This is a genomic window from Flavobacterium saliperosum, from assembly GCF_900100625.1.
GTDB lineage: Bacteria > Bacteroidota > Bacteroidia > Flavobacteriales > Flavobacteriaceae > Flavobacterium > Flavobacterium saliperosum.
On record NZ_FMTY01000009.1, the window covers coordinates 1 to 25835 of the forward strand.

Consider the following 25835-nt stretch of genomic DNA (forward strand, 5'->3'; position numbering starts at 1 on the left):
TATTAAAAGTGGTTCTTAACGTAATAAAATACGTTGCCTAACGTATTAAAAGTGGTTCTTAACGTAATAAAATACGTTGCCTAACGTATTAAAAGTGGTTCTTAACGTAATAAAATACGTTGTCTAACGTATTAAAAGTGGTTATGATTCTTCAAAACAACAGTACTAAAAAAAAAAAACAGCAGCCGCTAACAGGGGTTTCATGAAATTGGGGCTTTAAGGCTAAATTTAAAGGTTATTTCATATATTTGGCTTCCGTGGTTATTCAATGGTTTGGGAACATATAAACCCCAACTTCATGAAGCCCCGGGACGTTATGTGAGATTTCAAAAAAACTTTGCGTAAAATTGCTTGTGTTACCATTTTTTGGTAACTTGCTTAAAATTTTTAAAAGTCATGGGAAAAAACACATCAATATCATTGGGAAACCATTTTGAAAGTTTTATTGAAAGTAGCATCAATAACGGTAGATTTAACAATGCAAGTGAAGTTGTACGAGCTGGCTTGCGTCTTCTTGAAGATGAAGAAAATAAAATTATTGTTTTAAGAAAAGCTATACAAGAAGGAATTGATAGTGGAATCGCACAAGATTTCGAGCCTAAAAAGTTTTTGGAATCATTAAAGGCAAGAAAAAAATAAATGGGAAAATTTCATTTTACCAATAAAGCTCAAGACGATTTAATTGATATTTGGGATTATACTATTGAAGAATGGTCTCAAAATCAGGCTGAGAAATATTACAATCTAATAATCGCTTCGTGCATTGACCTGGCAAATAATCCAAAATTTGGAAAATCATATGAAATCATTTCATTAAATATTCTTGGTTATAAATGTGGTGAACATATTATTTTTTATAGAGAAATTTCAAATAATGAAATTGAGATTATAAGAATTCTACACGGAATGATGGATTTGAAAAGTAAATTATAGAAACCTCACATAACAGCGGTTTGGCGCAATTGCTGGTTAAATTTTGTATTTGCAAACTCCAGGAAAAAACCAACCTTCTCTCGTACTTGGAAACTTTTTGCTAAATTAGCCGCAACTGACGCCAAGCCGCGGGACGTTAGCCGTCAGTTTAGCCAAACTTGAAGAATTCAATAACTTAATGCAAAAAATAATGAAATTTCTTTTTTTACATTATAGAGAATTTATAAATAAAGCGGACATAGGGAAGAAAATTACTAAAAAAAAGAGGAAGTAACTTCCTTCCTCTTTCAACTAACTATTTTTCGTTTTTTTGTATCTATATAATATGTACAAAAATACAAGACAACCAATTAAATAAGTTATTATTACATAAATATTTCCAACTAATTTTTTAGGAAAAATTAGAAAAATTATAAACGTTGCTAGATAAAATAATAGAAAATAGCCTCCAAATTTTTTTTTCTTTTCCATAATATATAAATCGTGCTTTATTAGCAATATGAATCGTAACATTGAACAGCTGCATATACTTGTAAAGTACCACATGCCATAAAACAAGCTGGAATTCCCAATCCGGCTGTGGTTCCTAATGCTGTGGTATCACATCCTGCATGACATAAAACTGCAGCTGCATATGAAGCTCCCAAATAAACATTATATCTCCATCCACATGGACCAACCGATCCTACTCCACTATGATCTCTTTTATCCAAAACTTGATTAAATGCCTCTGCTAATGTACTTTCATCTAAATTTTCATATTTAACTTTTAAAACTCCCCACTTTTCAGAAAAGCCTTTCATGTTTAATTCAAGTTTATTAGAAACCGATGTAGTAAATATAGCATTTATTTCAGATAGTTGTTCTTCATAAGTTAGATTTTGATTTTGCAAGTGGTCTAATTGAGTTTGAATAGTAGCAATTGATAATGATTTATCATCAATTGTCTGCTTAATAAATTTACTAAACGAATCCATTTCGTCTACCAACTCAATAAAAGTTATATCTTCACTTAATTCTTTAGCAGATACTGTTCTGTTGGTAAAACTTATGGGTGAATTTGTAAAATTATTTTGTAAATTATCAACTGTTTCCGCATCTCTTGAACATGCAATAAAAATTGAAGCAGTTAAAATTAAAGCCATTGAACTTATTTTTAATATCGTTTTATTCATAATATTTTGTTTGTGAAACTCTGTTTAAAATTATTAAAAGATTTGTAAGGCTAGCTATTCCTAAAGGTTGTAATTACAATTTTTGTGAGCGCAAATCTAAATGAATCTACTTTTACAAATCAATAACTAAATTTAATGATTTTCATTTCCCTAATTTTAGTGATGTCCAATTCCTATGAAAACCGAACGGCTAACAAGGGTTTTATGCAAGTGGGGTTTTAGGGTTTATCAGCATAGGTCGGTGTTTGCATTTTCTTCTCCGAAACAAGGTTTTTTCTTTCAATCTTTTCGGTATATTTGTAAACATCAGTAATAAAAGTCCCCACCGGCATAAAGCCCCGGGACGTTAACCGTCATTTTGCAAAACGAAATCTATAATGATAAAACTAAATAAAAAGACAAAAGACATATTAATTTTTACAATACTATTTTTGTTTTCATTCCTCTATTTTTTCTTAGCCTACATTGGTTTTAAAAAACAAAATATTAATCTAAATCAAGTAGACAAAATAACTAGTCAAGTTGAAAACAGAGGTATTGATTATAGACATGGAAGCAAAGGAAGAAAATCAAAGGTGTTCTATATTAAACTAAAAGATTTAGATGAAAAAGTCGGGGTTTACAGAATGTCGAAAAATTATAATGACTTAATTTCTGCAATAAATATTCAAGATATCTTAACTGTTTACTATGAAAAAAATAGTAATGATTCTGAGAATGTAAATATAAATTTGATTCAAATCGAAAGAAATGGAATTGTATTACTTGGTAAAAAAGAGTACGAAAATAAAGAAAGTGCTTTAATTTATATTGGATTATTTTTTGGGGTTGGCTCTGTAGCTTATTCATTTTACTTCCTTAAAAGAAAGACTAATCTATTAAAGGGAAAAAACAAAAAGTCAACAATTAGAAAAACGTCGGTTAACAGTGGTTTCGAGCAATTGGGGCTTTAAGGCTAAAAATAATGTTGGTTTTGTATTTGTAAACCTTATCTTAAATTGTTAGTTTTGGGAGAACTAATCCCCAACTGCGCGAAGCCACGGGACGTTGTACACAATTAACCAAACTATGAGAATAAAAACACTTCTTTTATATTTCATATTTCTTTGCGCTTTAAATATTAATTCTCAAAGTAAAGTGGATTCAACGCTTCATTTTGCCCAAAAAAAATATTTTAAAAAAGGTGAAAGAGCTTTAAAAAATTCAAATAAATTAAAAGCTCTGGAAGCTTTTCATGCCGTATGTTATTTAAAAGATCATTCTGTAATTAATGATAAAATTGAACAAAATGCTCGAAAAAGAATTGACTCTTTACTTCCATTTTTTCAAAAAAAGGAATTAAAAAAATGGCAAGGTAGATGGAAATTAAAACAACTTACTTATTTGCCCTATAATTATGAATATATAGAATTTGCAAATGATAAAGTGTTCTTCTATGAAAAAAACTCTACCGAACCTGCAAGAGTTGAAAAAGTAAAATTTGCCCCTTATAATGATAGCGAAATGGTTAGTTATTCACAGTTAATCTTTGAAAACACTGAAATTTTGCAATTCACTTTTAAGAGAGAACAAAAAGAAAAACGATTAATAGTAGAAATGATTAGGGAAGCAAATGGTGATCTTCATTTTTTACTCGATGAAAGAAGCATAATTAAGGATCCAAAAAAAAGAAAAGAAGCTCTCGCAAAGGAAATAAGAACTTATTACATTCTTGAAAAATAACTGTGTACAACAGCGGTTTTATGAAATGGCAGGCTTTGGGATTTTTTGGAAAAGTTTGTGCTCGCACTTCTTGCATAAAAATTCAGGTTTTCTTTCACTCAATTCGTGTATTTATAAACATCCGTAACAAAATCCCCAACTTCTTAAAGTCGGCCGGTCGAGATTAAACACACCAAAAATTCAGACAATACTTTGCTTGATAGTTCTTAAAATCCCAATTCAATATAAGTCCTTTTGGGTTAACAATTTAGACCTCGACAAGTTTTTAGAAACTTATACCATTTCATCTCCAGATTGTCCCAAAACCTTAAACAAAAAATCTTCTATAAACTGACTTGTGAATTCTGAATTCTTATTAGAGGAAATATCTGTAAGCTTGGGAAGGTTAACACTGAAGTATTGTTGATGGTGCGACGTTTCAATCAACGTAGTGCTTAACGATCTCGGATATTTATAATCTGAATTGTACTCCGAAATGACTTCTGCTATTTTAGCACACAAATCCTTATAAGGCTTAAACACTTCACTCCTATTGATTTCCGCAACATCTTTTACCAAATAAACTTTACTACTTTCAGCTATAACGATTTGATTCAAAAATGCCTTATTATAATCGAACTTGCTGGTACTTTCCGCCAATTCGTGTGTAAGCAAATGAACAATAATCTTTAACCTTTCTTTTTTGTCTGTTACGTTTTCCAATTTGAACGTAACCAAAAATTCCATATAACACCAGTACCAATTCAATATATAAAGCAATAATCGATGTTTGTTTTCAAAATATCGGTAAATAGTGGTTTCAGTACTGTGAATTTCTATTGCCAGCTTTTTGAAAGTGAATTGTTCAAATCCCAATTCATAAATTAGGTCAATAGCTTTTTTAACCATCAACTTCCCTACTTCACTGTTCTCAGGATTTCTTAAGTAAATCCTATCATTTATGTCAAATTTAACTTGAAAATCCATTTTCACAATCGTTTTGGTAAAGGTAGTGATTTGCTTCAAAAAAATAGTAGTCATATTCTTTAAAACATTTAACAATCATTTAGTATAGTATTACTATCAAGTGTAATGGTTTTTATTACCTTTATGACTTCCTTAAAAGAATGAACATGCAAATCAATACAAGTGATACCGACAGATACATGTACAACAAGATTACGCTTGATAAAGTACCGATGTTAATTATTGGATTATTGGTTTTGCATTCATCCGTGATATTCAAAGAAGTTATTCCGGAAATGCATAAAACCGTTCCTGTGTTTATTTGCGTGGCTATTTCGGATGATCAAACCGGTAAAACAGGAAAACAAAGCAACAAGCCTTTTGCATTACCCCAACAAAACAGTTTTGAAATCAATATTAAACCGTTGATAGCAAAAAGAGCTGTCTGAATCCTTGAATTATTAAATTTTCATTCAATATCATGAAGTATCTGTTCCTACTACTTTTTATCCCTATACATTCATTCAGCCAAAAAAACGATGTAGGCAATTGGCTCATGTATTTTGGAAATCAGAAGATAAACGAACGTTTTAACTGGCATAATGAAATCCAGTATCGCAATTACAATTTTGTCGACGATTTGCAACAACTTCTTTTGCGAACGGGTGTTGGATATAACCTTACAGAAAACAACAATACTATTTTATTGGGCTATGGTTACATTCATTCTCAAAATTATGTGGGAAACACAAGCGATAAAGTGAAAACAAATGAACATCGTGTCTTCCAACAATACATTACCCGTCAAAATTTCGGACGTGTTTTCATGCAACATCGATACCGTATAGAAGAGCGTTTTTTATCCGACGATTTTCAAATGCGGTTGCGTTATCAATTAGGATTCAACATTCCGATAAATAACAAAACCATGGTCGAAAAAACATTCTACGCCTCGGCATATAACGAGATTTTCATTAACACCCAGAATACTTTTTTTGACAGAAACAGGCTTTACGGAGCCTTGGGTTATGTCATCAATAAGAATCTCAAAGTTGAAGCCGGTTTTATGGCACAAACTCTAGAAAATACTAATCGTAATCAATTTCAAATCGCATTATTTAACAATTTGCCATTTAATAATCCTAAAAACTAAAAAAACATGCGCACACACTCAAAAGAAACACAAAGCAGCTTAACACCGCAAACGGCCCTACAAATTTTAAAAGAAGGTAACGAGAGATTTGTGAAAAACCTAAAAGCAAATCGTAATCTTTTACAACAAGTAAACGAAACTTCTACAGGTCAGTTTCCTTTTGCTACCATTTTAAGCTGCATCGACAGCCGTACTTCGTCAGAACTTATTTTTGACCAAGGGTTGGGCGACATTTTCAGTATCCGTATTGCAGGGAATATTTTAAACGAAGATATTTTAGGAAGTATGGAATTTGCCACAAAAATAGTTGGTACCAAAGTGATTGTTGTACTTGGTCATACAAAATGTGGTGCTATTGTTGGTGCCTGCAATCATGTAGAAATGGGAAACCTTACCACATTACTCAACAAAATCCAACCTGCCATTTTTAACGAAAAAACAACAACAGAAAACAGAGACGGATCGAATGCCGATTTTGTAAATAATGTAACCAAATTAAATGTACATTTGACTATTGAACGAATTCGTAGAGAAAGTCCCATCATTGCAGAATTGGAACAACAAGGGCTCATCAAAATCGTTGGCGGACTTTATGACGTTGAAACGGGAGTTGTCACTTTTAATGAATAAAACTCCAACTCAAAATTAAAGCTAAAATTCAGGATATGAACAACTTAAACACTCATGATCAGCGTATTGCAAAAATGACCTTTGCCTCTGTGTATCCAATGTATATTGCAAAAGTGGAAAAGAAAGGCAGAACGAAAGAAGAATTGCATGAGATCATAAAGTGGTTAACTGGCTTCGACGACATGAAATTACAGGAACTCATAAAAGAGAACGTGACTTTTGAAACCTTTTTCCAAAACGCTTCCCTAAATCCGAAGGCGAACCTTATCACTGGAGTAATTTGCGGATATCGTATCGAGGAAATCGAAAATCCTTTGACTAAGCAAGTACGATATTTGGATAAGCTGGTTGATGAGTTGGCAAAAGGCAGAAAGATGGAGAAGATTTTGCGTATTTAGCATTATGTTGGGAAAACTTTGTTACTCAGAGCAACCTTTAAAAGTCCGGATGCTGAAAAACAGCAAAATGTAAAAACCAGTACGGACATACAAAGATTTTTTTTTGACAAAAGCTATATATTTATTGTTTTTCAATAAATTTTTATTATTTTTGAAGTCTTAACTTTAATACTTCAACGATTATGGAAATTAAAATCAGTACTGAACAGGTACTTAAAGTATTGTATGTCCTTTCCTGGATACTGTTTATTGGGATTTGCATTGAGGCAGGAAGTTTTATCTTCAACACTGTTTTTTCTTTGGTTCTCAATCCGATTGATATCAATAAATTGTGGCATCAGGTGGATTTGTCAAGTCTGTATTCTTTCGATAGAGGTTATTATTTTGTAGTGATGCTTTTCATAAGTATTGTAGCCGTAATGAGAGCCTGTTTATTTTACCTGATAGTGAAAATTTTACATGACAAAAAACTTAATGTAACGCTGCCCTTCAATAAAGAAATGGGGCGTTTTATGTTTAGTGTGTCATATTTGGCTTTGGGAATAGGCATGTTTTCCTATTGGGGAGTCAACTATTCCGAGTGGTTAGCCAATCAAGGGGTGAAAATGCCCGATATACATTATTTACGCTTAGGTGGTGCAGATGTATGGCTGTTTATGGGAATCACATTATTTGTTATTGCCCAGATATTCAAACGAGGAATAGAAATTCAATCTGAAAACGAATTAACCATATAAGCCATGCCAATTATTGTAAATCTTGATGTGATGATGGCCAAACGGAAAATGTCGCTTAACGAACTTTCGGAAAAGGTTGATTTAACGTTGTCCAATCTTTCCATATTGAAAACCGGAAAGGCAAAGGCTATTCGATTCAGTACATTAGAAGCCATATGCAAAGCATTAGATTGTCAGCCCGGTGATATTTTGGAATTCGCTGATGATGAAAAAAGAACAACCAACCCGTAACAAAAGAAGTATATAATACCGAAAACCACGAATTGTACTACTCGTGGTTTTTCTTATTTAACGTAGGGTTCATTTAACTGTCCGATGAAGTTTCCACCGCATGAGATAGAAATTTTGCCAATCTTCTGGGCAATTTATTTACGGATTCCCTTTTAGAACATCTCGTTTTGCTCCATTAATTGGGCTGTGTTTAACAAACTTCTTGTCGAAGCTGTTTCTTTACGTCTCTTAGCCAAAAGTATTAATTCAACTAATTTACAGACTTTTACAGTTTCTAATACCTTTCTTAAACATAAGCTAACTCATTAACAAACAGGTGCTTGCGTTTTAAAATAAAAGAAATAACAGCCTTTTAACTCATTTTTTCTGTGTAAATTTGACAATACAAAGCAACATCACTAAAAGCAGAGGAACCATGAAAAATGTAGCTTATCACTCAGAACTCAGAGCCCTACTGTCAATAAGAAATTTTAATAGCGCTTTAGAAAAGCACTATGCCCAAATGATTCAAATAGAGAAAAATCTGGAAGAATTGAATAAAAATGCTTTGGCCATAATTGAAACACATAGTTCATCTAAATCTCAGGAAAAGTGGAAAAAAGGCTTAGAGGAAATGAACGCTTCTTTGAAAGCTATCCATGAAGTACTTGATGCCGCAAAGGAAAAAGTTAAAAACCATGACAGATCCGATTCGTCAACATTGTGGAAACAGTTTGAGCTGCATTTGAATAATTTAAAAGAGTTGAATAAATATCTGGAAAATCTGGGATTCGAAATACTTCCTGAAAAAGAACATAATCATTGGAAAAAAGACGTATGCAATTTTGAAGATATAATTTTACCTCTAATTGTTTCACACGCGGAAGCTTGTAAAATAGAACTTCAGATGATGGAAAAATATACGCCTAAAGAAATACACCGATTAACTCAGATTCTTCTGGCTCATATACCTGAAAACTACAGCTTTGAAGAAGCTGATAAATATGAAAAAGATTATTTGAAAGCCTTTAAAATTTTCAAAAAAGAATTTAGGGAAGAAAAAAATCTTTGGGACGTATTTCTGGATATTTTGGCAGGAGGAACGCATCAGGCGCCGTCAGAAAGAGTAATGCTCCAACGATGGATTGAGGGCGAAAGAGGTGATTTAAAAGATAACTTATGATTCACCTCATGCGATTTTTTAAAATTGATTAACTGAAAGCCTGTCCCGAACTGGTCTTATCCGGAAGAATGGAATCGCATAGAACTTGTTTTCGAAAATTCCGTCATGAAAACCTCCGCATCCGCATAAAAAAATATAAGGAGAAGCCATTTCCCGATACCAGGATGAAAACGAATAATTGTTACGTCAACATAATGACATAAACAAACAGAAAAGACGTAACTCACATTGCTGCTTCATTATATACATGTGAACAATTCAAAAAAAGATAGCCTAATACTACACCGATTAATTATTAACAGGCTTCTTTATACCCGGTACACATCCAATTCTTTTATCTGAGCCTTATAATCAGAAGGCAGTAGGATGCTCTTAATCAGTCCGTCCAGCTTTATCATTCTACTGAATTTATACATTGGTACGACTGGTGTCAGCAACGAAAAATCACTGAAATGTAACAATTCTTTTACCCTTTCAGGTACCACTGTTTTTTGCCCTTCGAGCAATACCATAAACCTCATCGTGCCCAAGTGTTTTTCATATTGCTTAAAAAGATCGTTTGTATATTCGCTTTTCTTCAAGTCATTGTTTAAATGTTCGTTTCTTACAGGCAGCCATTCTATATAGTTAGATGGTAAACCTTCCAATCCCATCCTCACTCCTACACGATAAAAAACATTGTGAACCTCTTCCTTTTCCGCATCGGTTAACTTTCTTTCAAGTAACTCATAGGCGGCAATGGAATAATGTATCAGCATGAAAAGCACGTCACGATACGCCCAGTCGGGTATGGCCGCACCGCGTTTATGTTCTACTCCGGTATGTATTTTCCGCATGATGTCAATTGCGTCATTAGCTTCGTCCATTGAAGAGAAAACAATTTTCCTTGCGTAACCAACGGTGGAAAACAACCTCCCTAAAGGATCAGAAGGCAACTTTCCTGTAAAATAAAGCCAGTCCACCGCTTTATTAAGTGCAAATTCTGCAGCGGCTCCGGCAAATATAAAAAGGACGGTGTCACTCTTGCCCCAGATTTTTCTAACTACCGATTTTTTGTCAACAAAGTATTCCATAACGTAAAAATGATTTCAGCTAAAGTACAAATATTTTTTAATAAAAAGTACTTTGTATTTCAAAGTTTATTATATTTGTAAAATAAAAATCAGAAAAACGAACAGATTAACCATTTAAAAACGAAACATTTATGATTATGCAAAACAGAAGACTTATCGGTATTGTGATTACAGTAACAATGCTATTGACAGTACCACTAATCGCAATGCAATTTACAAATGAAGTAAACTGGACACTCTCCGACTTTATCGTGGCCGGTGTTCTTTTATACGGTACCGGACTCCTATGTGAGTTTGTTATGAGAAAAGTAACCAAAACCGAACATCGAATTGCAATCTGCGCCTTGATTCTTGTACTGTTGCTGTTAACATGGGTGGAACTGGCTGTGGGTATTTTCGGGACACCTTTCGCGGGATCATAATTTTAAAACCATGAAAAACGAGCACACTTCAAACGGAATCGGTTGGGCTTTGGGTCTGTTGATTTTTGCAATCGGCGTAATGAATTTGCTTTGGGTGCACCCTGTTCCTACAAGTATTTGTATACTGATTTCTTTGGTTTACTTTCCTCCGATAGCGTCTCTATTGAAACAAAAAATTGGGCTTTCGATTCCGTTGCCAGTAAAAATCATTCTGGCTATCGTAATTATATGGTTTACCTTAGGCGTGAGTGATCTTGGGGACATGATTGATGATTTGTGAAAAAATTAGAAGCAGGATAACGCAAATAAAAAATCCGAATCTTAACGATTCGGATTTTTTATATTTTTCCTCTGATGTATTACACTCTTCCCTTTAAGGCATTGAACACCCAGGCAATGGCAAAAAATCCAATCCCAACAGCTCCAAAACCCCATCCGGCCACATCATCATATCGGTAAACGCCCAAACCAACAATTATAATTCCCATTACAATCATGATTAATGTTGCCCATCCTAAAACTGTATTTTTATTCATCATTTTGATTTCTGTTTTTTATTGAGGTGCGCAAATATCGTGATTTTAATTGTTTTAGAAAAGTTTACGGTTAAAAGATGTATATCAGAAACTTACTTTACTCTCAAAGCCAGTTTCCCACCCAGATACGCCATAGGAATGTAAGCAACTACCAGATCCACTATAGCAAACCAAGTTGGTGACGGCAATAAGTACACATTCGCAATCCCGCCTAAAAGGAAAAAGATTCCCACCCCAATGGCATAGTTCATTTTACTGTTCGCAGCTATGCGCGCTGCTATGAAAGCGCCTACAAAGGTTCCCAATGCATGAGCCAGAAACGGAAAAATAAAATGTTTGGGCTCAAACAGGTGCATCACTGCTTTTAAGCCTTCCATGGTTTTAACATCTGCGCCTTCCGGTGGCGGTATGATACTGCCGCTTACCGAAATCAGAGCCATGTTCACAATACTGCCCACTATAATCCCTATCATTACAGCGAGAATGTTTTTAACTGTTGTATTCATACTTTTGTTTTTGGTTGGTACTGCAATATACTATAAACCAATTTATGTTCCTGTTGTTTTTCAGCAAGTGCTGGAAGATTTTCAGAGTTAGTAATCTCCTTTATTCCTTCAATTGAAGGGCAATCCGGTCTCTACCATGTAAAAATCGGGTCTCACAATCTTCAATACTGCCCTGGTATTTCATTTCTTTTGAAACGGCAAACGTATAAACCCCTTTTCCTTTAGCCATCCGATCCAGTTTACATAACGCTTTTGGCGAAAGTTTTTTATACAACGGCTCCAAAACTGCACATTGCTCGTCCCGTCCATAGGCATTATCCCAGTCCTCAGCCACTTTGCCTTTGAGGATTTCCGATGAAAAATAGACCTCTTTTAATTTCGGGAATGCAAACGCAAGCACCCTGGCGCATCCTTCATTGGCAAAATCCACCACTTCCTTGTTTCTTACCACCACAACCCGTACAAAACCATAATCCAAATTCGAAAGCTGATTGGCAACAATCTCCGCAATCCCAATCCATTTGATTTCATGTCCCTGCTTCTTTATTTCCTGATCGAACCAATGATAAAAATCGCGCATTTCGCTTAATGTAGTATACTTCAGATTGCCATTATCGACAGAGAGGTTAAACACATTTGCTTTTTTCCAAACTTCTGTTTTACGTGTGCGGTCCTTTTTCAGCCAACATCCTTCCTGAAGGGTTGCCTGTCCGGTTTCTTTCTGATAGGCTTTTAACGATTTCCATTCCTGAGCAGTTACAAGCGGTGCCTGTAGTAAAAGGAAAATCAGCAGAATCGAATGTGCTTTCAAATGCATGGTTTTGGTTGAATTCCTATAAATAATGACTAAGCCAAATATACAAAAACGAGTGCTTTTCAATTTCCTAATTTTAAAATTCTCATGGCCCCGCGAACAACCAAAATAAAAACGATTGTTCCAATAATCAAGTCGGGTTTGTTTGAGTTCAGCCAATGTACCATTACTCCGGCTGCTATTACGCCTAAATTTATAATCACATCGTTTGAGGTAAAAATCAGACTGGCTTGTATATGTGCTTCTTCTTTACTTTTAGATTTTTGAAGAAGATAAAGACAAGTGCCATTAGCAATAAGTGCCAAAGCGGAAACGACAATCATTGTTGCAAAATCGGGAAGTTTTTCCATACCCGTAAAGCGTCTTACAACTTCGATAAAACCGATTATTGCCAAAAGCATCTGAAAATAGCCTGCCAGCTTGGCTATACTTTTTTTACGGATCAGGGTTGCACCCACTGCAAAAAGGCTTATTCCATAAACAAATGCATCGGCAAGCATGTCCAAACTGTCGGCCACCAGTCCCATTGATTTGGAAATTAGCCCGGTTGTCATTTCAATTAAAAAGAAGAGAAAATTGATACTCAGAACCGTCCAAAGCAGCTTTCTTTGATTGGTTTGTTCGGAAAATTCGGTTTGGTTGGTGGTTTCCGTTATCAGTTTTCGGGCGCCTAAATTCAGACTGCTGATGGACTTTTCGATTTCTTCCGAATTTCCATCGTGAACAATTGTCAGCTTCCGGTTAGGGATATCAAAATCGAGATTTTTAATACCCGAAAGGCCGTCCAGTTTCAATCGGATTAAATTCTCCTCAGACGGACAGTCCATTTTGGTTATTTCAAAAATTGATTTTTGCATTCCCGTTCCGTTTTTTTATCCCTTACCCAAATATACAAAAAGAGGTGTAGTTTCCGTAGTTGCCTAATAACCTAATTTACGTCCGTTCTTTCCGGTATTGACTTAAAGCAATGGCTCTCCTAAGTCTTGGTCGGTTATACCGTTGCAGTACTATCGGATACAGATTGAGTACGATATTTAAAATGAAAAGCCACAAAGAAGCTAAAAGTCCAAATGTCAAAGCGACGTAAATGGTGAAACCGGTAACAATAAAAAAGATAATGAGATGCCCCAATTCGGATTGTCTTGTGCGGTATTCCAAATGAAGTAAGGCTTTCAGGTTCTTTTTGACAGGATTCGCTTTTTTGTTGAGTTTTTCCCAACCAATCCAAACCAGTACTTTCCGGAAACCGTTAACACCCAAGGATTCATAGATTTTTCCCTTCCTTTCCCACTCTTTTTCGCTGTAGTATTTTGATTTGAGTTCCGATTTCAGCGTTTCCGTAAAGAAGAAAACACACATCATCAATACCAGATTGAGCATCCAGGCAAACAAAAAACCCTGCAGTCCTATCCTACTCACGAGTCCGTAGACCAACAGGATGGTAATGATCAGGTTCAGACAAATTAAGATGGCTTTACGCATGTTATGTTTTTTAGGTTAACAGACAGTTACCATGACATTTTTTTCCATAAACTGATGTTATATCACATTGTTTCTTACAATACACTACTTTCAAAATCACTGGTAATTCTATCTTCAGTAGGTCTCAAAAAAACAAGATAGGCTATTATCAGTATACCCAAAATCATAAAATCAGGTTTTAAGAACAGTAACATAAAAGCAGCGCCTTCAAGAATGGCCCATCTGATAATCGAAGCGGTTTGATAAACGGGTAATCTATCGTTGAGTCCTGCTTTCGGATCGATTTGCTTTAATTGAGATTTGAACAGAAAGTTACTCAAAACGAAAGCCAACACCGGTATAGCCGCATAGATGATTTCTGAGGAATCGATTGCATCGATTTTTAGTTTGTCGATTGAAAACCGGCCTAACAGTAAATAAACGATGATTACTCCGGCACAAATGGCAAGATGAATAATTTGTAGGGTTTTGAATTTTTCTTTCATGAGATCATATTTTATTATTGTAATTCTAGGGTAGCTTCATTTGAAACTCCATAGCTATTTGTGTCTGAACTCGCTTGCGCTATACTGATGTTAGTTATGGTAATAATAAAGTGATTGGCAATTCATGTTGCCGGCTTCCGTCTTTCGCGCTTATTTCGTATAAAATCAGAGTTAAGGTTGTGTCTTCATCGCGCTTCGAAATCTCAAATGTGAAATCAAATTTACCCCATTCCGGTGCCCCGGCGTCGATCATTTCAAAACCGTTTTTCAATTCATAATGTCCATCTTCAACTACCCAGCAAAAATTCGCTTCAAAAATCTGGCCTTCACCTCTAACCCGGAATGTATTGTTATTCACTTTCTCTACAGTTACTTCCCTAAAACGTTTATTGGAATATTTTTGTGGTGCTACTGAATCAGGTGCCGCTGTTTTTGTTGTGCTTACCGTATCGCTGGTTGTTAAATTTTCATCAGCCGGCGTTGCCTTTTTATTTTCCTTATTACAGGAAACCAGTAAAATAATTGCTATCCAAAATAATCGTTTCATGGTGTCTTCTGTTGTTAATGCACTTTGTAAAATAAATGGTTGCCAACGCCTCGGGTTTTACGAATTTTATGCAACAATCATCCCCATTTATCAAACCAAGATTAAGTCTACCAATACAAAATTTCAATCATTAAAGTCTTAAAGTTTCAATTTCGCAAAAAAATTGTTAGAATTAGTTATTTGAATTCATTTTCAAAATCAGAATCCCACTTAAAACCATTAACAATCCATCCTTTATTGTTTTTATAATAAGTGAATATTAATCTTAGTGCGGTATTTTCAAACTTCAAAAGATATGTTTCTCTAAAAGCAGTTTCCCTAATATTTTGTTCTCCAGTTTTAATTGTTCCCTCTAGTTTTCCATACCTTTGAGAGATTAAATTTAGGGATTGGATTGTTTGGGTTTCTAAATTATCAATTTCATTTTCTGGCAATGGCCAATGCGCTTTAATAACTTTAAATGCCTCATTAATTTTATTATCTTTAAAAAGCTGTGTGACTTGTTTTGACACACCTTTGACTGCTTCCACATCATTTAAAACACTAGTTTGGGCATTATTCATATTTAAGAAAAAAATGAAAAAGAGTAAAAAAAAGTTTTTTGTAAATTTAATTTCCATTTGAATTGTATTTAAATTAATTACTGTCTAGAACCACTAAAAACAATCCAATCAACAGCGGATTACTTTTCAGTTTCACACTGCCAAACTACAAAAAACCAACATACATTCCGAATTTTCTTATCAACACTACCCGTGAGTTATTCACATTTTTGCCTTGTCCAACTCCTGCATTGACTTACCCAACTCCTGCATTGACCTGCCCAACTCCTGCATTGACTTACCCAACTCCTGCATCGACCTGCCCAACTCCTGCATCGACCTACCGAACTCCTGCATTGACCTACCGAACTCCTGCATTGACCTACCGAACTCCTGCATTGACCTACCGAACTCCTGCATTGACCTGCCCGACTCCTGCATTGGCCTGCCGAAGTACTTTTAGCACAAACAAAACATTTTTTTTACACTATTGATTAAAATTTCTTACAATAACTGTTTCGTTTTCACAAAACCTTTTTTACTTTTGCGCAATAATTCCTACGGATTAAAAAGAAAATACTAATCGTTACACCACACAACATGGCAACACCCTCACAGGCATCTTATGCCGCCCGTCTCGCAAGAGCCGAACAGTTTTATCAGTTCATCAGCACCTTCCAAAACTATAATCCCGGTATCCCGGAACTCACTCCTGAAGGATTCCAAAACCTTGTTACCCAATTAAGCAGTACCCAATCGCAACACACGGTAACGCATCATGAATTTTCGGAAGCAGTGCGCCTTCGCAAAAAAACCTTCATGCTCAATCCGGATTCCCTTACCAAAACCCTTACGTTGGTTAACTCGTATATAAGAGCAAAAAATGGTGTCACTTCACAACAATACATCGATGTGAACTCATTCGTAAAAAAAATCCGAGGTGAAAAACCGGTTCCAGTTACGGCGAACTCCACGCAGGATTCCATCAGTCGTTCCGAAAGATCCTATGGTAGTCAGTTACAAAATTTCTCCGACATCATCACGCTCTTACAACAATTCGGCCCCGAGTACGACCCAGCCAACGTAGCCATTAAAATTCCGGCACTCAATACCCTGCATACCCATGCCGCAACTGCAAACAATACAGTAACGCATAAATTCAGTGCCTATCAGCCAAAAATCAACGAACGCCGCAACGGTTTCAAAACCCTTGCCGATACCACTTCCCGCATTAAAGAAATGGTCAAGGCACAATACGGCAGTACTTCGGAGGAATACAAACTCATTAAAGGATTAAATTTCAGTGTATAACCAAAACAAAAGGGACACCCGTTACGGAATGTCCCTTTGTACCATAAAAAGAATACGGATTACCTTTCTTCAGTCTCGTTTTCAATCTTTTTTTTATATTCGTTGTTTAGAAAATCCGTGTATTCCTTCTTATCCTTCTGATTTTTTCGGATCGTATACACAATCACCAACATCAGAACAACCGCAACAATGCCTAATAATTTCCAATTAATTTCCATAACGTTCGATTATTAATTTTTAATTTTAACCGCAAAGTTCACAAAGATTTCGCAAGGTTCGCCAAGTTACTTTTCTGCTTTTACTTTCTGTCTTATACAATCTGCTCAACTACTAAGTTACTAATTAAATATCTTAACCAGCATCTCTTTAAGTAAATCATGTTGCGAAATGTTGTTTGCGCCCACTCCTTTGCTTTTCACATCAATATCGCGAAGCGTACTTACAATAGCGCTCACTTTTTTCATCGGATAATTCTTCAGCGCCACATCATAATCTTTCAGGAAATACGGATTTACTTTCAACACCTTAGCCACGTTGGCCGGACTCTTGTCTTTCAGTCCGTGATACTGTAATAATTGTGTAAAGAATCCGAACACCAGTCCGATAGTCAGCACAATCGGGTTGTCTTTTGGATTTTGTGCGAAGTAATCCGCTATCTGATACGCTTTCAGTTGGTTTCTTTCCCCGATTGCCTTACGCAACTCAAACGGGTTAAAATCCTTACTGAAACCGATGTTTTCCTCAATAATTGCCGGCGTAATGGTTTCCCCGGGCTTTAAAATAATTGCCAGTTTGTCAATCTCATTCGCAATCCGACTTAAATCGGTGCCTAAGAAATCTACGAACATTGCTACGGCTTTCGGTTCGATGTTGATTTTCTTTCCGGCTAAAACCCGTTTCATCCAATCACCCACCTGATTTTCATACAACTTCTTACTTTCGAATACCACGCCCACTTTATCCAGAGTCTTGGTTACTTTCTTGCGTTTGTCCAGCGTTTTGTATTTGTAACAGATAACCAAAACCGTTGAAGGTTGTGGGTTCTCAGCATAGGACTCCAATTTGTCAATCGTTCGGGACAATTCCTGCGCTTCTTTCACTATCACCACCTGACGGTCGGCCATCATCGGGAAACGTTTGGCATTCCCTACAATATCTTCAATGGTCACATCCCGTCCGTACAACACCGTTTGGTTAAAATCGCGCTCATGTTCCTGTAAAATATTGTTTTCGATATACTCCGATAACTTATCGATATAATACGGCTCCTCGCCCATTAAAAAGTAAATCGGTTTGATGTTTCCGGCTTGTATGTCCTTGATGATTCTAAGTACTTCGTCCATAATTCAGTAGTCAGTATACAGTCTTCAGTAATCAGTTGTTTGCAATTCAATTTAAAATTATATTTGCTTCATGCAAAAACTGAATTTCCCTGCGTATACGTTTCGGTTCAAAAATAGTGAAAATAAAGTCGCTGTGTTTGATGAAATCCGTAAAAAATTTGTGGTTCTCACTCCCGAAGAATGGGTGCGTCAACACGTGGTTCAGTTTCTGCTATCCGATAAAAATTATCCTAAATCGTATATCAACGTTGAAAAAGTGCTGAAAATAAACGGCATTACAAAACGTTATGATGCCGTAGTTTTTAAACCCGATGGCAGCATATTTCTACTGATAGAATGCAAAGCACCGGAAGTTCCCATCTCGCAAAACACCTTTGATCAGATTGCCCGCTATAATATGACACTCAAAGCTGATTATTTAATGGTAACCAACGGACTAAATCATTATTTTTGTCAGATGGATTTCGAAAACGAGCAGTATCAGTTTCTTCCTGATTTGCCTGATTTCATAACCAAATAACCAAAACATCTTTTGAAAAAAGTAGCAGTAGTCATCTTAAACTGGAACGGCGTAAAACTATTGGAACAGTTTTTACCTTCGGTTCTACAATACTCTCCTGAAGCTACGGTATATGTTGCCGATAACGCTTCTACGGATGCCTCTGTACAGTTTGTAAAAGCTAATTTTCCTTCGGTGAAGATTGTCGAAAATACTGCTAATTTCGGTTTTGCGAAAGGTTATAACGAAGCCCTTCAGTTTGTCGAAGAACCTATTTATGCGTTAGTCAATTCGGATATCGAAGTCACCGAAAACTGGTTGCAGCCGATTGTTACCCTATTTGACAACGAACCAACTACCGCCATCATCCAACCGAAGATACTCGATTTTAAGAACAAAGACTACTTTGAATATGCAGGAGCTGCCGGTGGTTTCATCGACAAATACGGATTTCCTTTCTGCCGCGGGCGTATCTTCGAAACCATTGAAAAAGATAACGGACAATACAACGATACTGTTGAAATCTTCTGGGCTTCGGGAGCGTGTTTCTTTATCCGTAAAGCCGTTTATCGCGAACTGAACGGTTTCGATCCCGATTTTTTTGCGCATCAGGAAGAGATTGATTTGTGCTGGCGTGCGGTAAACAAAGGACACGTTATCAAATACTGTGGAACCTCAACGGTATATCATGTGGGCGGTGCCACTTTAGAAGCTGGAAATCCACGAAAAACATTCCTCAACTTCCGGAATTCCCTTTGGATGATGTTGAAAAACCTTCCGAAAGGACAAATGTTTCCAGCCCTATTCATTCGCTTAGTCCTAGACGGAGTAGCCGGGATTCGTTTTTTAACACAGGGAAAACCAAAACATTTATGGGCTGTTTTGGAGGCACATTTTTATTTTTACTTCCACATTTTCAAGTTTTTAGGCAAACGGGAAGGGATTCAGACCAAGAAGTACTACAAAATAAATTCGATTGTTTATCGTTACTTTCTTAAAAACGGTAAGGTTTTTGATGTTAATTTTTAACATTAGTTTATCGTTTTAAACTTTTCAGCCCTTTGGGAACTCAGTAACTTTGTAAATCAAATTAAAATCATTAGTCATGAAGAGATTCTTTATTATCCTTTCAGTAGCTGCAATTACGCTTACATCGTGTGGAACGAAAAAGAAAATTGCCGAATTAGAAGCCAAAAACAAAGAAATTCAGGATTTATTAAATACCTGTACCGTTAAACTGAATACCTGTTTGACCGAAAAAGACGCCTTAAGCAGTCAGAACGAATACCTGAAACAAAACAACACCGATCTGATTAACAGTTCCAAAGAAATGACTGTTTTAACTACAAAAGGTGCTCAGAATCTTGAAAAATCACTAGAAAGCCTGAAAGAGAAGGATTTGAAAATTTCCCGACTTCAGGATGCCTTAACCAAGAAAGACAGCGTTACGTTAGCTTTAGTTACCAGCCTGAAACGTGAAGTGGGTATTGACGATCCGGACATCAACATTAATGTGGAAAAAGGTGTTGTGATGATTTCCATTGCCGATAACCTTTTATTCAAATCAGGAAGTTACGAAGTAAGCGACAGAGCCAAAGGTGTTTTGGGCAAGGTGGCCAAAGTAATCAACAGCAAACCCGATTTCGAATGTATGGTCGAAGGTCACACCGATAACGTGCCGATTAAAAATGCGGTATTGTTAGACAACTGGGATTTATCCGTAAAAAGAGCAACTTCCATAGTAAGGGTTTTGAATAAAGACTTGGGTGTGAATCCGAAACAATTAATCCCTGCCGGAAGAAGTTCGTACATTCCTTTAGTGGATAACGATTCGCCAGCCAACAGAGCGAAAAACAGAAGAACAAGAATTATCATCATGCCGAAAATCGATCAGTTTTACGACATGATTGAGAAAGAAATGAAGACTTTGAGTAAGTAATCAGACTTCTTAGATTTTTAGACTTCTTAGATTCTTAGACTTCTTAGATATAAAAAAACGCCTTGATAACTTTCAGGGCGTTTTTTTTATATCTTCTATTCTCTTCTTTCTATCCTCTAAAGTACATCCAAACTTCCTTTTCCTTCACGAATGACAACAGGTTCGCCTTCGGATAAGTCAATAACCGTTGACGCATAATTGTCGCCGTAACCGCCATCAATCACTAAATCGACCAGGTTTTGCCATTTTTCGAAAATCAGTTCGGGGTCGGTGGTATATTCCAAAACCTCATCCTCATCATGAATCGATGTGGAAACAATCGGATTTCCTAACTGACGAACGATTTCCAAAGCGATTTCGTTATCGGGCACACGAATACCTACCGTGGTTTTCTTTTTGAACTCTTTCGGCAAATTGTTGTTCCCAGGTAAAATGAAGGTGTATGGTCCGGGTAAGGCTCTTTTAAGAATCTTAAACGTGGAAGTGTCAATCTGTTTCACATAATCGGAAATATTGCTTAAATCGCTGCATACGAATGAGAAATTCGCTTTCTCCAGCTTAATTCCCTTGATTTTTGCAATACGCTCCAACGCTTTGGTATTGGTTATATCACAACCCAATCCGTAAACGGTATCTGTCGGATAGATAATCAGTCCGCCCTCCTTAAGCACTTTTACCACTTTGGCTATTGCCGCTTCGTTGGGGTTTTCCGGGTATATTTTTATGAATTGAGCCATCGTTTTCAGTTGAAAAATTTAAAAAATTGCATTTATTATTTTGCAGCACCTTTGGGTTTAGAAATAAAACTCATTATAATTCCAAAAATAAACCAACTTACAAATCCTGTAATGACCTTACTTAATGTAATTGGTTCTTTTGTAAACACTAAAGGAAACAAAATCACATTAAATAAAAACATAAAGACAAACCAATACAAAACTGTCTTCCAATTGATTTCTTTAAATAATCTAATTATTTTTTCCATGTTTTTTTAACCTATCACATCCAATTTAGCAAATCGCAACAATAACTTCTTAATTCCGCCCACCTCAAATTTGATTTCGGCTTTTTTATCGGCACCTACCCCTTCTAAATTCAGGACTTGACCTTTTCCGAAACGTTCGTGCATTACCACATTTCCGACAGCCAGTTTATTGTCAAACAAATTTGGGGAAGCACTTGGCGCTGAACCCGAAACAGGCTTCAATTTACGAATATTTAAGTTAGGTTTCGGTTCGTTATCCGTAATATATTTGGGTGGTGTTCTTGTTACCGGTTTTGACAGGCGCAATTTTGATTTGTCCACGTCGCCGAAAATATCGGTATTGATCATCGGTTTGTAACGGTAATTCGTTTCCACCGGCGTTAAGTATTCCAGATATTGCGAATCGATTTCTTCGATGAAACGCGAAGGTTCGCTGTCTACCAGTTTCCCCCAACGGTAACGCGATTGCGCATAAGTCAAATACGCCTGATGTTCCGCGCGGGTTAAGGCTACGTAAAACAAACGGCGTTCTTCTTCCAGTTCGCTTCGGGTATTCATACTCATCGCACTCGGGAACAAATCTTCTTCCATTCCTACGATAAAAACCGTTGGGAATTCCAAACCTTTTGCCAGGTGAATGGTCATTAACGCTACCCGGTCGTCATCACCGGTATCGTTATCCAAATCGGTTGCCAAAGCAACATCTTCCAGGAATTCCGATAAGGCACCACGAGCACCGTCCACTTCTTTCTGTCCTTCGATGAAATCCTTGATACCGCCCATTAAAACTTCTATGTTTTCAATACGCGCAATACCTTCCGGTGTTCCGTCTTTTTTCAGTTCCTGAATCAATCCTGTTTTCTTGGTAACGTGATCGGTCAGATAAAGGGCGTCCTGATTTTCGTTGATAATCTGGAAACTCTTAATCATCATTACGAAATCCTGTAACTTATTTTTGGTTCCCGAATTCAGTTTCAAATCAATTTTATCGATGTGCTCCATCACTTCAAAAATGGAACGCTTGTAATGATTTGCCGCAACGGTAAGCTTCTCAATCGTTGAATTCCCGATACCTCGTGCCGGGTAATTGATAACACGTACCAAAGCTTCTTCGTCTTTCGGGTTGATTACCAAACGTAAATAACACAATACATCTTTGATTTCCTTACGTTGGTAAAACGACAATCCACCGTAAATTCGGTACGGAATGTCTCTTTTTCGCAAGGCATCTTCCATCGCGCGGGATTGTGCGTTGGTTCGGTATAAAATGGCAAATTGCCCGTTCATCATTTGCTTCTGCATTTTCTCTTCGAAAATGGTTGCTGCCACAAAACGGCCCTCTTCCCCATCGGTTAAACTGCGGTGAATTTTAATCTTCGGTCCGAAATCATTGGCGGTCCAAACAATTTTATCCAATTTTACCTTATTCTTATCGATGATGGTATTGGCTGCTTCCACAATATTCTTGGTCGAACGGTAGTTTTGCTCCAATCGGTAAGTCTGAACTCCTTCGTAATCCTTTTGGAAATTCAGAATGTTGTTGATGTTCGCTCCACGGAAGGCATAAATACTCTGCGCGTCATCTCCTACAACACAAATGTTCTGAAATCGATCGGATAATGCACGTACAATCAGATACTGTGAATGGTTCGTATCCTGGTACTCATCTACTAATATATAACGGAAACGGTCTTGGTATTTCGCCAAAACATCCGGAAAACGATTCAGTAACTCATTGGTTTTCAATAACAAATCGTCGAAATCCATCGCACCCGACTTGAAGCAACGCTCCACATAATTCTGATAGATTTCTCCCATACGCGGTTTTTTGCTCATCGCATCGGCTTCCATCAGTTCCGGATTATTGAAATAGGCTTTAACGGTAATCAGACTGTTTTTATATGAGGAAATTCTACTGAAAACCTGTTTAGGTTTATAAATATCCTTATCCAATTGCATTTCTTTGATAATCTGACCAATCAGTCGCACGGAATCCTGAGCATCGTAAATGGTGAAGTTGCTCGGATAACCCAATTTATCGGCTTCGATTCGTAAAATCTTGGCGAAAACCGAGTGAAAGGTTCCCATCCAGAGGTTTTTCGCTTCGGCTCCAACAATATCGGTGATACGTTTTTTCATTTCACGTGCCGCCTTGTTGGTAAACGTCAGTGATAAAATATTAAACGCATCTACGCCGAGGTGAATCAAATTGGCAATACGAACGGTAAGTACACGTGTTTTGCCTGATCCGGCACCGGCAATGACAATCATCGGGCCGTCTTTTTGCAGTACGGGTGCACGTTGCGCTTCGTTAAGCTGATTTATTATTTGTTGCATTTTATTGGAATCGCTGAGTCTCAAAGTAAACTGTATTTCTTAGTTTATGATATTATAATCGACAAAAATAAATATAAAAAAAAGACATTCAAGTGTTGAATGTCTTAATATATTATTTTCTACAATTTATTAGCCAGGCTTTCGATGATTTGCTTTTCTTCTTCCGTTGGTGTCAGTCCGGAATCGAATTCCCAATAGTTGGTTAGAATCGTATTTCGTTTGTTAAACAGTGATTTTTCTTTATAGACATCTTCTTTGTCGTAGGGAACCGGTTTGGTAGCAAAATTAGTAGTTACAAGATAATTTTTGACTTCGATTCGCTCCTCTTCTTTTTTCTTATTGGTTGTTTTGAAACCAATTTCTTCTTTGGAATACGCCAAATAATAGTTCTTACCGTCGTATTTGTAAGTAGCATTGAAAACCGAATTGAAAATCTTTCCTTTAATCACTAAAAAATCCGTTACCCCTTTGAATTCATAACGTTCGGTAAGAACTGAAGAATTGATTTCGATGATGATGTTCTTTTTGTAATCGTATACCACAAAAAAATCGGGTAAATACTCGTCGATTTCAATCAACGGTCGGATGTTCATGATATAATAATCGTCGTTTCCCGGATAGGTTTTAATTTCGTATTCGTATTTTTTCTTCGAGTAGGCTTCGACTACTTTATTCAGATATTTAAATTCGTAATAATTGCCCATGATGTCGTTTAAATTATACCCTAACGTACTTTCGTCAACCACATCATCAATAAGTCCATAAAACCGGTTTTGTTCCACCAGAATATCCGTTTTGACGTTTGTTGGCCTTCCCTGAATGTAAAAATTCAGAAGTCCGTCATTAAAAGACGTGTACTTGTCGTTGCGTTTAAAAAACTCCCGCACATAAATTTTGAGATTTACCGGAATAGTCAGTTTATCGCTGGAATTCTGAACCAGTTTCTTTAAAATCTCCTGCGGATGTTTTGTGGTAATAATAACTTCTTCCAACGTTTTGTTACTGCTGTCCATGTAGATGATGTTCTCCTTCAGTTTTAAGGACGCCGAATTGACCGTAATGGTTTTGTAGGAAGTGTGTGAAATTTGAATTTTTGATGGTTTCTCCAATGAAATTTTAAAAATACCGTCTTTGTTACTCACCAATCCCTGTTTGGTATTCAGTACCGTAATGGAAGCATCTTCAATGGGAAGGTTTGTTTCGTAATCCTTTAAGGCTACAGTGATTTCAACATTCTGAGAGAAAACATTGAAAGACACAAAAAACAGAAAAACCAGTAAACCCTTATTCATAAGTTTCTTTTGAGGTCTAACAAAAATAACTAAAAAGATTACAAGGTTATAATCATACTATCAATATTATTTTATTTTTGTAGAAATAAAACAAAAAAAATGGATTACTCAAAAATCATTGAAATAGCAGCCTATTCCCTTCCTTCGGTAATTACCGGCGGAGTGGCGTATTACTTTTTTAATTCGTATTTAAAAAACGAAGAAGGTCGAAGACGTTTTCTTTTACACAAAGAATCACAAAAAACAGCGTTGCCTTTGCGTTTACAGGCTTATGAGCGCATGGCGTTGTTTTTGGAGCGTATCAATCCCGGAAAGTTATTGGTTCGCATTGCGCCGCTTTCTACCGATAAAAACGATTATGAGGCGCTTTTGATTCGTCATATCGAACAGGAATTCGAGCACAACTTGACGCAACAGGTGTATATTTCGGATGAGTGCTGGAATATCATTCTGACAGCCAAAAACACGATTATCCAAACCATCCGTAAAACAACGTTGAAAGCTGAAAACGCGGATAAACTGAGAGAGATGATTCTAACGGATTTAATGGAAAGCCAATCGCCAACCGTTTTAGCGTTGTCCTTCATCAAAAATGAAATCACCGAAATTATCGGATAACAAAAAAGCCCTGAAATT

Annotated in this window: 36 protein-coding genes; 19 read left to right on the forward strand and 17 right to left on the reverse strand. The window is 36.3% G+C overall.

Features of this window, described 5'->3' with window-relative positions:
* Positions 1-396: 396 nt before the first annotated feature.
* Together BLQ05_RS12740 and BLQ05_RS12745 are read left to right on the forward strand one after the other, a co-directional pair.
* Positions 397-639, forward strand: a complete 243-nt coding sequence (locus BLQ05_RS12740; protein WP_023576878.1) for a type II toxin-antitoxin system ParD family antitoxin — start codon at positions 397-399, stop codon at positions 637-639.
* Positions 640-933, forward strand: coding sequence for a type II toxin-antitoxin system RelE/ParE family toxin (locus BLQ05_RS12745; RefSeq protein WP_023576879.1), 294 nt, complete (start codon positions 640-642; stop codon positions 931-933). It begins immediately after the preceding gene.
* A 491-nt stretch (positions 934-1424) separates the two neighbouring features.
* On the opposite strand, the gene BLQ05_RS12755 is transcribed toward BLQ05_RS12745, so the two are convergent.
* A complete protein-coding gene (locus tag BLQ05_RS12755; protein ID WP_023576880.1) occupies positions 1425-2108 on the reverse strand; it encodes a hypothetical protein in 684 nt (227 codons plus the stop codon).
* Positions 2109-2485: 377 nt separating this feature from the next.
* Here BLQ05_RS12755 and BLQ05_RS12760 point away from each other — a divergent pair, with 377 nt between their 5' ends.
* Together BLQ05_RS12760 and BLQ05_RS12765 are read left to right on the forward strand one after the other, a co-directional pair.
* Complete coding sequence (locus BLQ05_RS12760) at positions 2486-3061, forward strand: hypothetical protein (protein ID WP_023576882.1); 576 nt, start codon at positions 2486-2488, stop codon at positions 3059-3061.
* Positions 3062-3176: 115 nt separating this feature from the next.
* Positions 3177-3830 carry a hypothetical protein gene (locus BLQ05_RS12765; RefSeq protein ID WP_023576883.1) on the forward strand — a complete coding sequence of 218 codons (654 nt, stop codon included), beginning with the start codon at positions 3177-3179 and terminating at the stop codon, positions 3828-3830.
* A 273-nt stretch (positions 3831-4103) separates the two neighbouring features.
* On the opposite strand, the gene BLQ05_RS12770 is transcribed toward BLQ05_RS12765, so the two are convergent.
* Complete coding sequence (locus BLQ05_RS12770; protein ID WP_023576885.1) at positions 4104-4850, reverse strand: TetR/AcrR family transcriptional regulator; 747 nt, start codon at positions 4848-4850, stop codon at positions 4104-4106.
* A 92-nt stretch (positions 4851-4942) separates the two neighbouring features.
* Here BLQ05_RS12770 and BLQ05_RS12775 point away from each other — a divergent pair, with 92 nt between their 5' ends.
* The 7 genes from BLQ05_RS12775 to BLQ05_RS12805 all read left to right on the forward strand — a co-directional run bounded on the left by BLQ05_RS12775 (position 4943) and on the right by BLQ05_RS12805 (position 9086).
* Complete coding sequence (locus BLQ05_RS12775) at positions 4943-5224, forward strand: hypothetical protein (protein ID WP_023576886.1); 282 nt, start codon at positions 4943-4945, stop codon at positions 5222-5224.
* A 32-nt stretch (positions 5225-5256) separates the two neighbouring features.
* Positions 5257-5928 carry a DUF2490 domain-containing protein gene (locus tag BLQ05_RS12780; protein WP_035654638.1) on the forward strand — a complete coding sequence of 224 codons (672 nt, stop codon included), beginning with the start codon at positions 5257-5259 and terminating at the stop codon, positions 5926-5928.
* Positions 5929-5934: 6 nt separating this feature from the next.
* Positions 5935-6558: a carbonic anhydrase family protein gene (locus BLQ05_RS12785; RefSeq protein WP_023576888.1), complete on the forward strand. Its 624-nt coding sequence runs from the start codon at positions 5935-5937 to the stop codon at positions 6556-6558.
* A 35-nt stretch (positions 6559-6593) separates the two neighbouring features.
* Entirely contained in the window at positions 6594-6956 is a 363-nt protein-coding gene (locus BLQ05_RS12790) for a DUF2200 domain-containing protein (protein ID WP_023576889.1), read from the forward strand.
* A gap of 182 nt (positions 6957-7138) precedes the next feature.
* Entirely contained in the window at positions 7139-7693 is a 555-nt protein-coding gene (locus tag BLQ05_RS12795) for a DUF2975 domain-containing protein (protein ID WP_023576891.1), read from the forward strand.
* A gap of 3 nt (positions 7694-7696) precedes the next feature.
* Complete coding sequence (locus BLQ05_RS12800; protein ID WP_035654639.1) at positions 7697-7924, forward strand: helix-turn-helix domain-containing protein; 228 nt, start codon at positions 7697-7699, stop codon at positions 7922-7924.
* Positions 7925-8339: 415 nt separating this feature from the next.
* Positions 8340-9086, forward strand: a complete 747-nt coding sequence (locus BLQ05_RS12805; RefSeq protein ID WP_143000961.1) for a hypothetical protein — start codon at positions 8340-8342, stop codon at positions 9084-9086.
* Positions 9087-9394: 308 nt separating this feature from the next.
* On the opposite strand, the gene BLQ05_RS12810 is transcribed toward BLQ05_RS12805, so the two are convergent.
* Positions 9395-10159 carry an oxygenase MpaB family protein gene (locus BLQ05_RS12810; protein ID WP_023576894.1) on the reverse strand — a complete coding sequence of 255 codons (765 nt, stop codon included), beginning with the start codon at positions 10157-10159 and terminating at the stop codon, positions 9395-9397.
* A gap of 137 nt (positions 10160-10296) precedes the next feature.
* Between BLQ05_RS12810 and BLQ05_RS12815 the strand changes: the two genes are divergently transcribed.
* Together BLQ05_RS12815 and BLQ05_RS12820 are read left to right on the forward strand one after the other, a co-directional pair.
* Positions 10297-10581: a hypothetical protein gene (locus tag BLQ05_RS12815; RefSeq protein WP_202898542.1), complete on the forward strand. Its 285-nt coding sequence runs from the start codon at positions 10297-10299 to the stop codon at positions 10579-10581.
* Between the two features lie 10 nt (positions 10582-10591).
* Complete coding sequence (locus BLQ05_RS12820) at positions 10592-10861, forward strand: hypothetical protein (protein WP_023576896.1); 270 nt, start codon at positions 10592-10594, stop codon at positions 10859-10861.
* A 79-nt stretch (positions 10862-10940) separates the two neighbouring features.
* Here the strand turns inward: BLQ05_RS12820 and BLQ05_RS12825 are convergent, their stop codons facing one another.
* The 8 genes from BLQ05_RS12825 to BLQ05_RS12860 all read right to left on the reverse strand — a co-directional run bounded on the left by BLQ05_RS12825 (position 10941) and on the right by BLQ05_RS12860 (position 15571).
* Positions 10941-11117 carry a CAL67264 family membrane protein gene (locus BLQ05_RS12825; protein ID WP_238321145.1) on the reverse strand — a complete coding sequence of 59 codons (177 nt, stop codon included), beginning with the start codon at positions 11115-11117 and terminating at the stop codon, positions 10941-10943.
* Positions 11118-11209: 92 nt separating this feature from the next.
* A complete protein-coding gene (locus BLQ05_RS12830) occupies positions 11210-11623 on the reverse strand; it encodes a hypothetical protein (protein ID WP_035654640.1) in 414 nt (137 codons plus the stop codon).
* 100 nt (positions 11624-11723) lie between these two features.
* Positions 11724-12440, reverse strand: a complete 717-nt coding sequence (locus BLQ05_RS12835; protein ID WP_023576900.1) for a hypothetical protein — start codon at positions 12438-12440, stop codon at positions 11724-11726.
* A 59-nt stretch (positions 12441-12499) separates the two neighbouring features.
* Positions 12500-13294, reverse strand: a complete 795-nt coding sequence (locus BLQ05_RS12840; RefSeq protein ID WP_023576901.1) for a cation efflux transmembrane domain-containing protein — start codon at positions 13292-13294, stop codon at positions 12500-12502.
* Between the two features lie 76 nt (positions 13295-13370).
* Positions 13371-13919, reverse strand: a complete 549-nt coding sequence (locus tag BLQ05_RS12845; protein WP_023576902.1) for a glycosyl-4,4'-diaponeurosporenoate acyltransferase CrtO family protein — start codon at positions 13917-13919, stop codon at positions 13371-13373.
* Between the two features lie 74 nt (positions 13920-13993).
* Positions 13994-14404, reverse strand: coding sequence for a hypothetical protein (locus tag BLQ05_RS12850; RefSeq protein WP_023576903.1), 411 nt, complete (start codon positions 14402-14404; stop codon positions 13994-13996).
* A 94-nt stretch (positions 14405-14498) separates the two neighbouring features.
* Positions 14499-14951, reverse strand: a complete 453-nt coding sequence (locus BLQ05_RS12855; RefSeq protein ID WP_023576904.1) for a Gmad2 immunoglobulin-like domain-containing protein — start codon at positions 14949-14951, stop codon at positions 14499-14501.
* Between the two features lie 176 nt (positions 14952-15127).
* A complete protein-coding gene (locus tag BLQ05_RS12860) occupies positions 15128-15571 on the reverse strand; it encodes a hypothetical protein (protein ID WP_023576905.1) in 444 nt (147 codons plus the stop codon).
* Between the two features lie 152 nt (positions 15572-15723).
* Between BLQ05_RS12860 and BLQ05_RS13930 the strand changes: the two genes are divergently transcribed.
* Both BLQ05_RS13930 and BLQ05_RS12870 read left to right on the forward strand, forming a co-directional pair.
* Positions 15724-15987: a hypothetical protein gene (locus tag BLQ05_RS13930; RefSeq protein WP_425307080.1), complete on the forward strand. Its 264-nt coding sequence runs from the start codon at positions 15724-15726 to the stop codon at positions 15985-15987.
* Positions 15988-16093: 106 nt separating this feature from the next.
* Positions 16094-16804 (forward strand): hypothetical protein, encoded by a 711-nt coding sequence (locus BLQ05_RS12870; protein WP_023576906.1) that lies wholly within the window; start codon positions 16094-16096, stop codon positions 16802-16804.
* A gap of 59 nt (positions 16805-16863) precedes the next feature.
* On the opposite strand, the gene BLQ05_RS13805 is transcribed toward BLQ05_RS12870, so the two are convergent.
* Positions 16864-17022, reverse strand: coding sequence for a FeoB-associated Cys-rich membrane protein (locus tag BLQ05_RS13805; RefSeq protein ID WP_023576907.1), 159 nt, complete (start codon positions 17020-17022; stop codon positions 16864-16866).
* A gap of 120 nt (positions 17023-17142) precedes the next feature.
* Positions 17143-18147: a DNA polymerase III subunit delta gene (holA, locus tag BLQ05_RS12875; RefSeq protein WP_023576908.1), complete on the reverse strand. Its 1005-nt coding sequence runs from the start codon at positions 18145-18147 to the stop codon at positions 17143-17145.
* 70 nt (positions 18148-18217) lie between these two features.
* Between holA and BLQ05_RS12880 the strand changes: the two genes are divergently transcribed.
* The 3 genes from BLQ05_RS12880 to BLQ05_RS12890 all read left to right on the forward strand — a co-directional run bounded on the left by BLQ05_RS12880 (position 18218) and on the right by BLQ05_RS12890 (position 20585).
* On the forward strand, positions 18218-18667 hold the full coding sequence (locus BLQ05_RS12880; protein WP_023576909.1) for a type I restriction enzyme HsdR N-terminal domain-containing protein: 450 nt from the start codon (positions 18218-18220) through the stop codon (positions 18665-18667).
* Positions 18668-18679: 12 nt separating this feature from the next.
* Entirely contained in the window at positions 18680-19675 is a 996-nt protein-coding gene (locus BLQ05_RS12885) for a glycosyltransferase family 2 protein (RefSeq protein WP_023576910.1), read from the forward strand.
* 76 nt (positions 19676-19751) lie between these two features.
* Positions 19752-20585: an OmpA/MotB family protein gene (locus tag BLQ05_RS12890; RefSeq protein ID WP_023576911.1), complete on the forward strand. Its 834-nt coding sequence runs from the start codon at positions 19752-19754 to the stop codon at positions 20583-20585.
* A 116-nt stretch (positions 20586-20701) separates the two neighbouring features.
* On the opposite strand, the gene BLQ05_RS12895 is transcribed toward BLQ05_RS12890, so the two are convergent.
* From BLQ05_RS12895 to BLQ05_RS12910, 4 genes are all read right to left on the reverse strand, one after another.
* The gene (locus tag BLQ05_RS12895; protein WP_023576912.1) at positions 20702-21322 is read right to left on the reverse strand and encodes an L-threonylcarbamoyladenylate synthase; all 621 of its coding nucleotides are present in this window, start codon (positions 21320-21322) and stop codon (positions 20702-20704) included.
* A 35-nt stretch (positions 21323-21357) separates the two neighbouring features.
* Positions 21358-21570, reverse strand: coding sequence for a hypothetical protein (locus BLQ05_RS12900; protein WP_035654642.1), 213 nt, complete (start codon positions 21568-21570; stop codon positions 21358-21360).
* Positions 21571-21576: 6 nt separating this feature from the next.
* On the reverse strand, positions 21577-23907 hold the full coding sequence (locus BLQ05_RS12905; protein ID WP_023576914.1) for an ATP-dependent helicase: 2331 nt from the start codon (positions 23905-23907) through the stop codon (positions 21577-21579).
* Positions 23908-24026: 119 nt separating this feature from the next.
* Positions 24027-25199: a carboxypeptidase-like regulatory domain-containing protein gene (locus BLQ05_RS12910; RefSeq protein ID WP_023576915.1), complete on the reverse strand. Its 1173-nt coding sequence runs from the start codon at positions 25197-25199 to the stop codon at positions 24027-24029.
* Positions 25200-25298: 99 nt separating this feature from the next.
* Here BLQ05_RS12910 and BLQ05_RS12915 point away from each other — a divergent pair, with 99 nt between their 5' ends.
* Complete coding sequence (locus BLQ05_RS12915) at positions 25299-25817, forward strand: DUF7935 family protein (protein ID WP_023576916.1); 519 nt, start codon at positions 25299-25301, stop codon at positions 25815-25817.
* Positions 25818-25835: the final 18 nt, after the last annotated feature.

Coding starts and splice junctions, on each gene's coding strand:
- BLQ05_RS12740 (WP_023576878.1), top strand. CDS start 397: ATGGGAAAAAACACATCAATATCATTGGGAAACCATTTTGAAAGTTTT.
- BLQ05_RS12745 (WP_023576879.1), top strand. CDS start 640: ATGGGAAAATTTCATTTTACCAATAAAGCTCAAGACGATTTAATTGAT.
- BLQ05_RS12755 (WP_023576880.1), bottom strand. CDS start 2,108: ATGAATAAAACGATATTAAAAATAAGTTCAATGGCTTTAATTTTAACT.
- BLQ05_RS12760 (WP_023576882.1), top strand. CDS start 2,486: ATGATAAAACTAAATAAAAAGACAAAAGACATATTAATTTTTACAATA.
- BLQ05_RS12765 (WP_023576883.1), top strand. CDS start 3,177: ATGAGAATAAAAACACTTCTTTTATATTTCATATTTCTTTGCGCTTTA.
- BLQ05_RS12770 (WP_023576885.1), bottom strand. CDS start 4,850: ATGACTACTATTTTTTTGAAGCAAATCACTACCTTTACCAAAACGATT.
- BLQ05_RS12775 (WP_023576886.1), top strand. CDS start 4,943: ATGCAAATCAATACAAGTGATACCGACAGATACATGTACAACAAGATT.
- BLQ05_RS12780 (WP_035654638.1), top strand. CDS start 5,257: ATGAAGTATCTGTTCCTACTACTTTTTATCCCTATACATTCATTCAGC.
- BLQ05_RS12785 (WP_023576888.1), top strand. CDS start 5,935: ATGCGCACACACTCAAAAGAAACACAAAGCAGCTTAACACCGCAAACG.
- BLQ05_RS12790 (WP_023576889.1), top strand. CDS start 6,594: ATGAACAACTTAAACACTCATGATCAGCGTATTGCAAAAATGACCTTT.
- BLQ05_RS12795 (WP_023576891.1), top strand. CDS start 7,139: ATGGAAATTAAAATCAGTACTGAACAGGTACTTAAAGTATTGTATGTC.
- BLQ05_RS12800 (WP_035654639.1), top strand. CDS start 7,697: ATGCCAATTATTGTAAATCTTGATGTGATGATGGCCAAACGGAAAATG.
- BLQ05_RS12805 (WP_143000961.1), top strand. CDS start 8,340: ATGAAAAATGTAGCTTATCACTCAGAACTCAGAGCCCTACTGTCAATA.
- BLQ05_RS12810 (WP_023576894.1), bottom strand. CDS start 10,159: ATGGAATACTTTGTTGACAAAAAATCGGTAGTTAGAAAAATCTGGGGC.
- BLQ05_RS12815 (WP_202898542.1), top strand. CDS start 10,297: ATGCAAAACAGAAGACTTATCGGTATTGTGATTACAGTAACAATGCTA.
- BLQ05_RS12820 (WP_023576896.1), top strand. CDS start 10,592: ATGAAAAACGAGCACACTTCAAACGGAATCGGTTGGGCTTTGGGTCTG.
- BLQ05_RS12825 (WP_238321145.1), bottom strand. CDS start 11,117: ATGAATAAAAATACAGTTTTAGGATGGGCAACATTAATCATGATTGTA.
- BLQ05_RS12830 (WP_035654640.1), bottom strand. CDS start 11,623: ATGAATACAACAGTTAAAAACATTCTCGCTGTAATGATAGGGATTATA.
- BLQ05_RS12835 (WP_023576900.1), bottom strand. CDS start 12,440: ATGCATTTGAAAGCACATTCGATTCTGCTGATTTTCCTTTTACTACAG.
- BLQ05_RS12840 (WP_023576901.1), bottom strand. CDS start 13,294: ATGCAAAAATCAATTTTTGAAATAACCAAAATGGACTGTCCGTCTGAG.
- BLQ05_RS12845 (WP_023576902.1), bottom strand. CDS start 13,919: ATGCGTAAAGCCATCTTAATTTGTCTGAACCTGATCATTACCATCCTG.
- BLQ05_RS12850 (WP_023576903.1), bottom strand. CDS start 14,404: ATGAAAGAAAAATTCAAAACCCTACAAATTATTCATCTTGCCATTTGT.
- BLQ05_RS12855 (WP_023576904.1), bottom strand. CDS start 14,951: ATGAAACGATTATTTTGGATAGCAATTATTTTACTGGTTTCCTGTAAT.
- BLQ05_RS12860 (WP_023576905.1), bottom strand. CDS start 15,571: ATGGAAATTAAATTTACAAAAAACTTTTTTTTACTCTTTTTCATTTTT.
- BLQ05_RS12870 (WP_023576906.1), top strand. CDS start 16,094: ATGGCAACACCCTCACAGGCATCTTATGCCGCCCGTCTCGCAAGAGCC.
- BLQ05_RS13805 (WP_023576907.1), bottom strand. CDS start 17,022: ATGGAAATTAATTGGAAATTATTAGGCATTGTTGCGGTTGTTCTGATG.
- holA (WP_023576908.1), bottom strand. CDS start 18,147: ATGGACGAAGTACTTAGAATCATCAAGGACATACAAGCCGGAAACATC.
- BLQ05_RS12880 (WP_023576909.1), top strand. CDS start 18,218: ATGCAAAAACTGAATTTCCCTGCGTATACGTTTCGGTTCAAAAATAGT.
- BLQ05_RS12890 (WP_023576911.1), top strand. CDS start 19,752: ATGAAGAGATTCTTTATTATCCTTTCAGTAGCTGCAATTACGCTTACA.
- BLQ05_RS12895 (WP_023576912.1), bottom strand. CDS start 21,322: ATGGCTCAATTCATAAAAATATACCCGGAAAACCCCAACGAAGCGGCA.
- BLQ05_RS12900 (WP_035654642.1), bottom strand. CDS start 21,570: ATGGAAAAAATAATTAGATTATTTAAAGAAATCAATTGGAAGACAGTT.
- BLQ05_RS12905 (WP_023576914.1), bottom strand. CDS start 23,907: ATGCAACAAATAATAAATCAGCTTAACGAAGCGCAACGTGCACCCGTA.
- BLQ05_RS12910 (WP_023576915.1), bottom strand. CDS start 25,199: ATGAATAAGGGTTTACTGGTTTTTCTGTTTTTTGTGTCTTTCAATGTT.
- BLQ05_RS12915 (WP_023576916.1), top strand. CDS start 25,299: ATGGATTACTCAAAAATCATTGAAATAGCAGCCTATTCCCTTCCTTCG.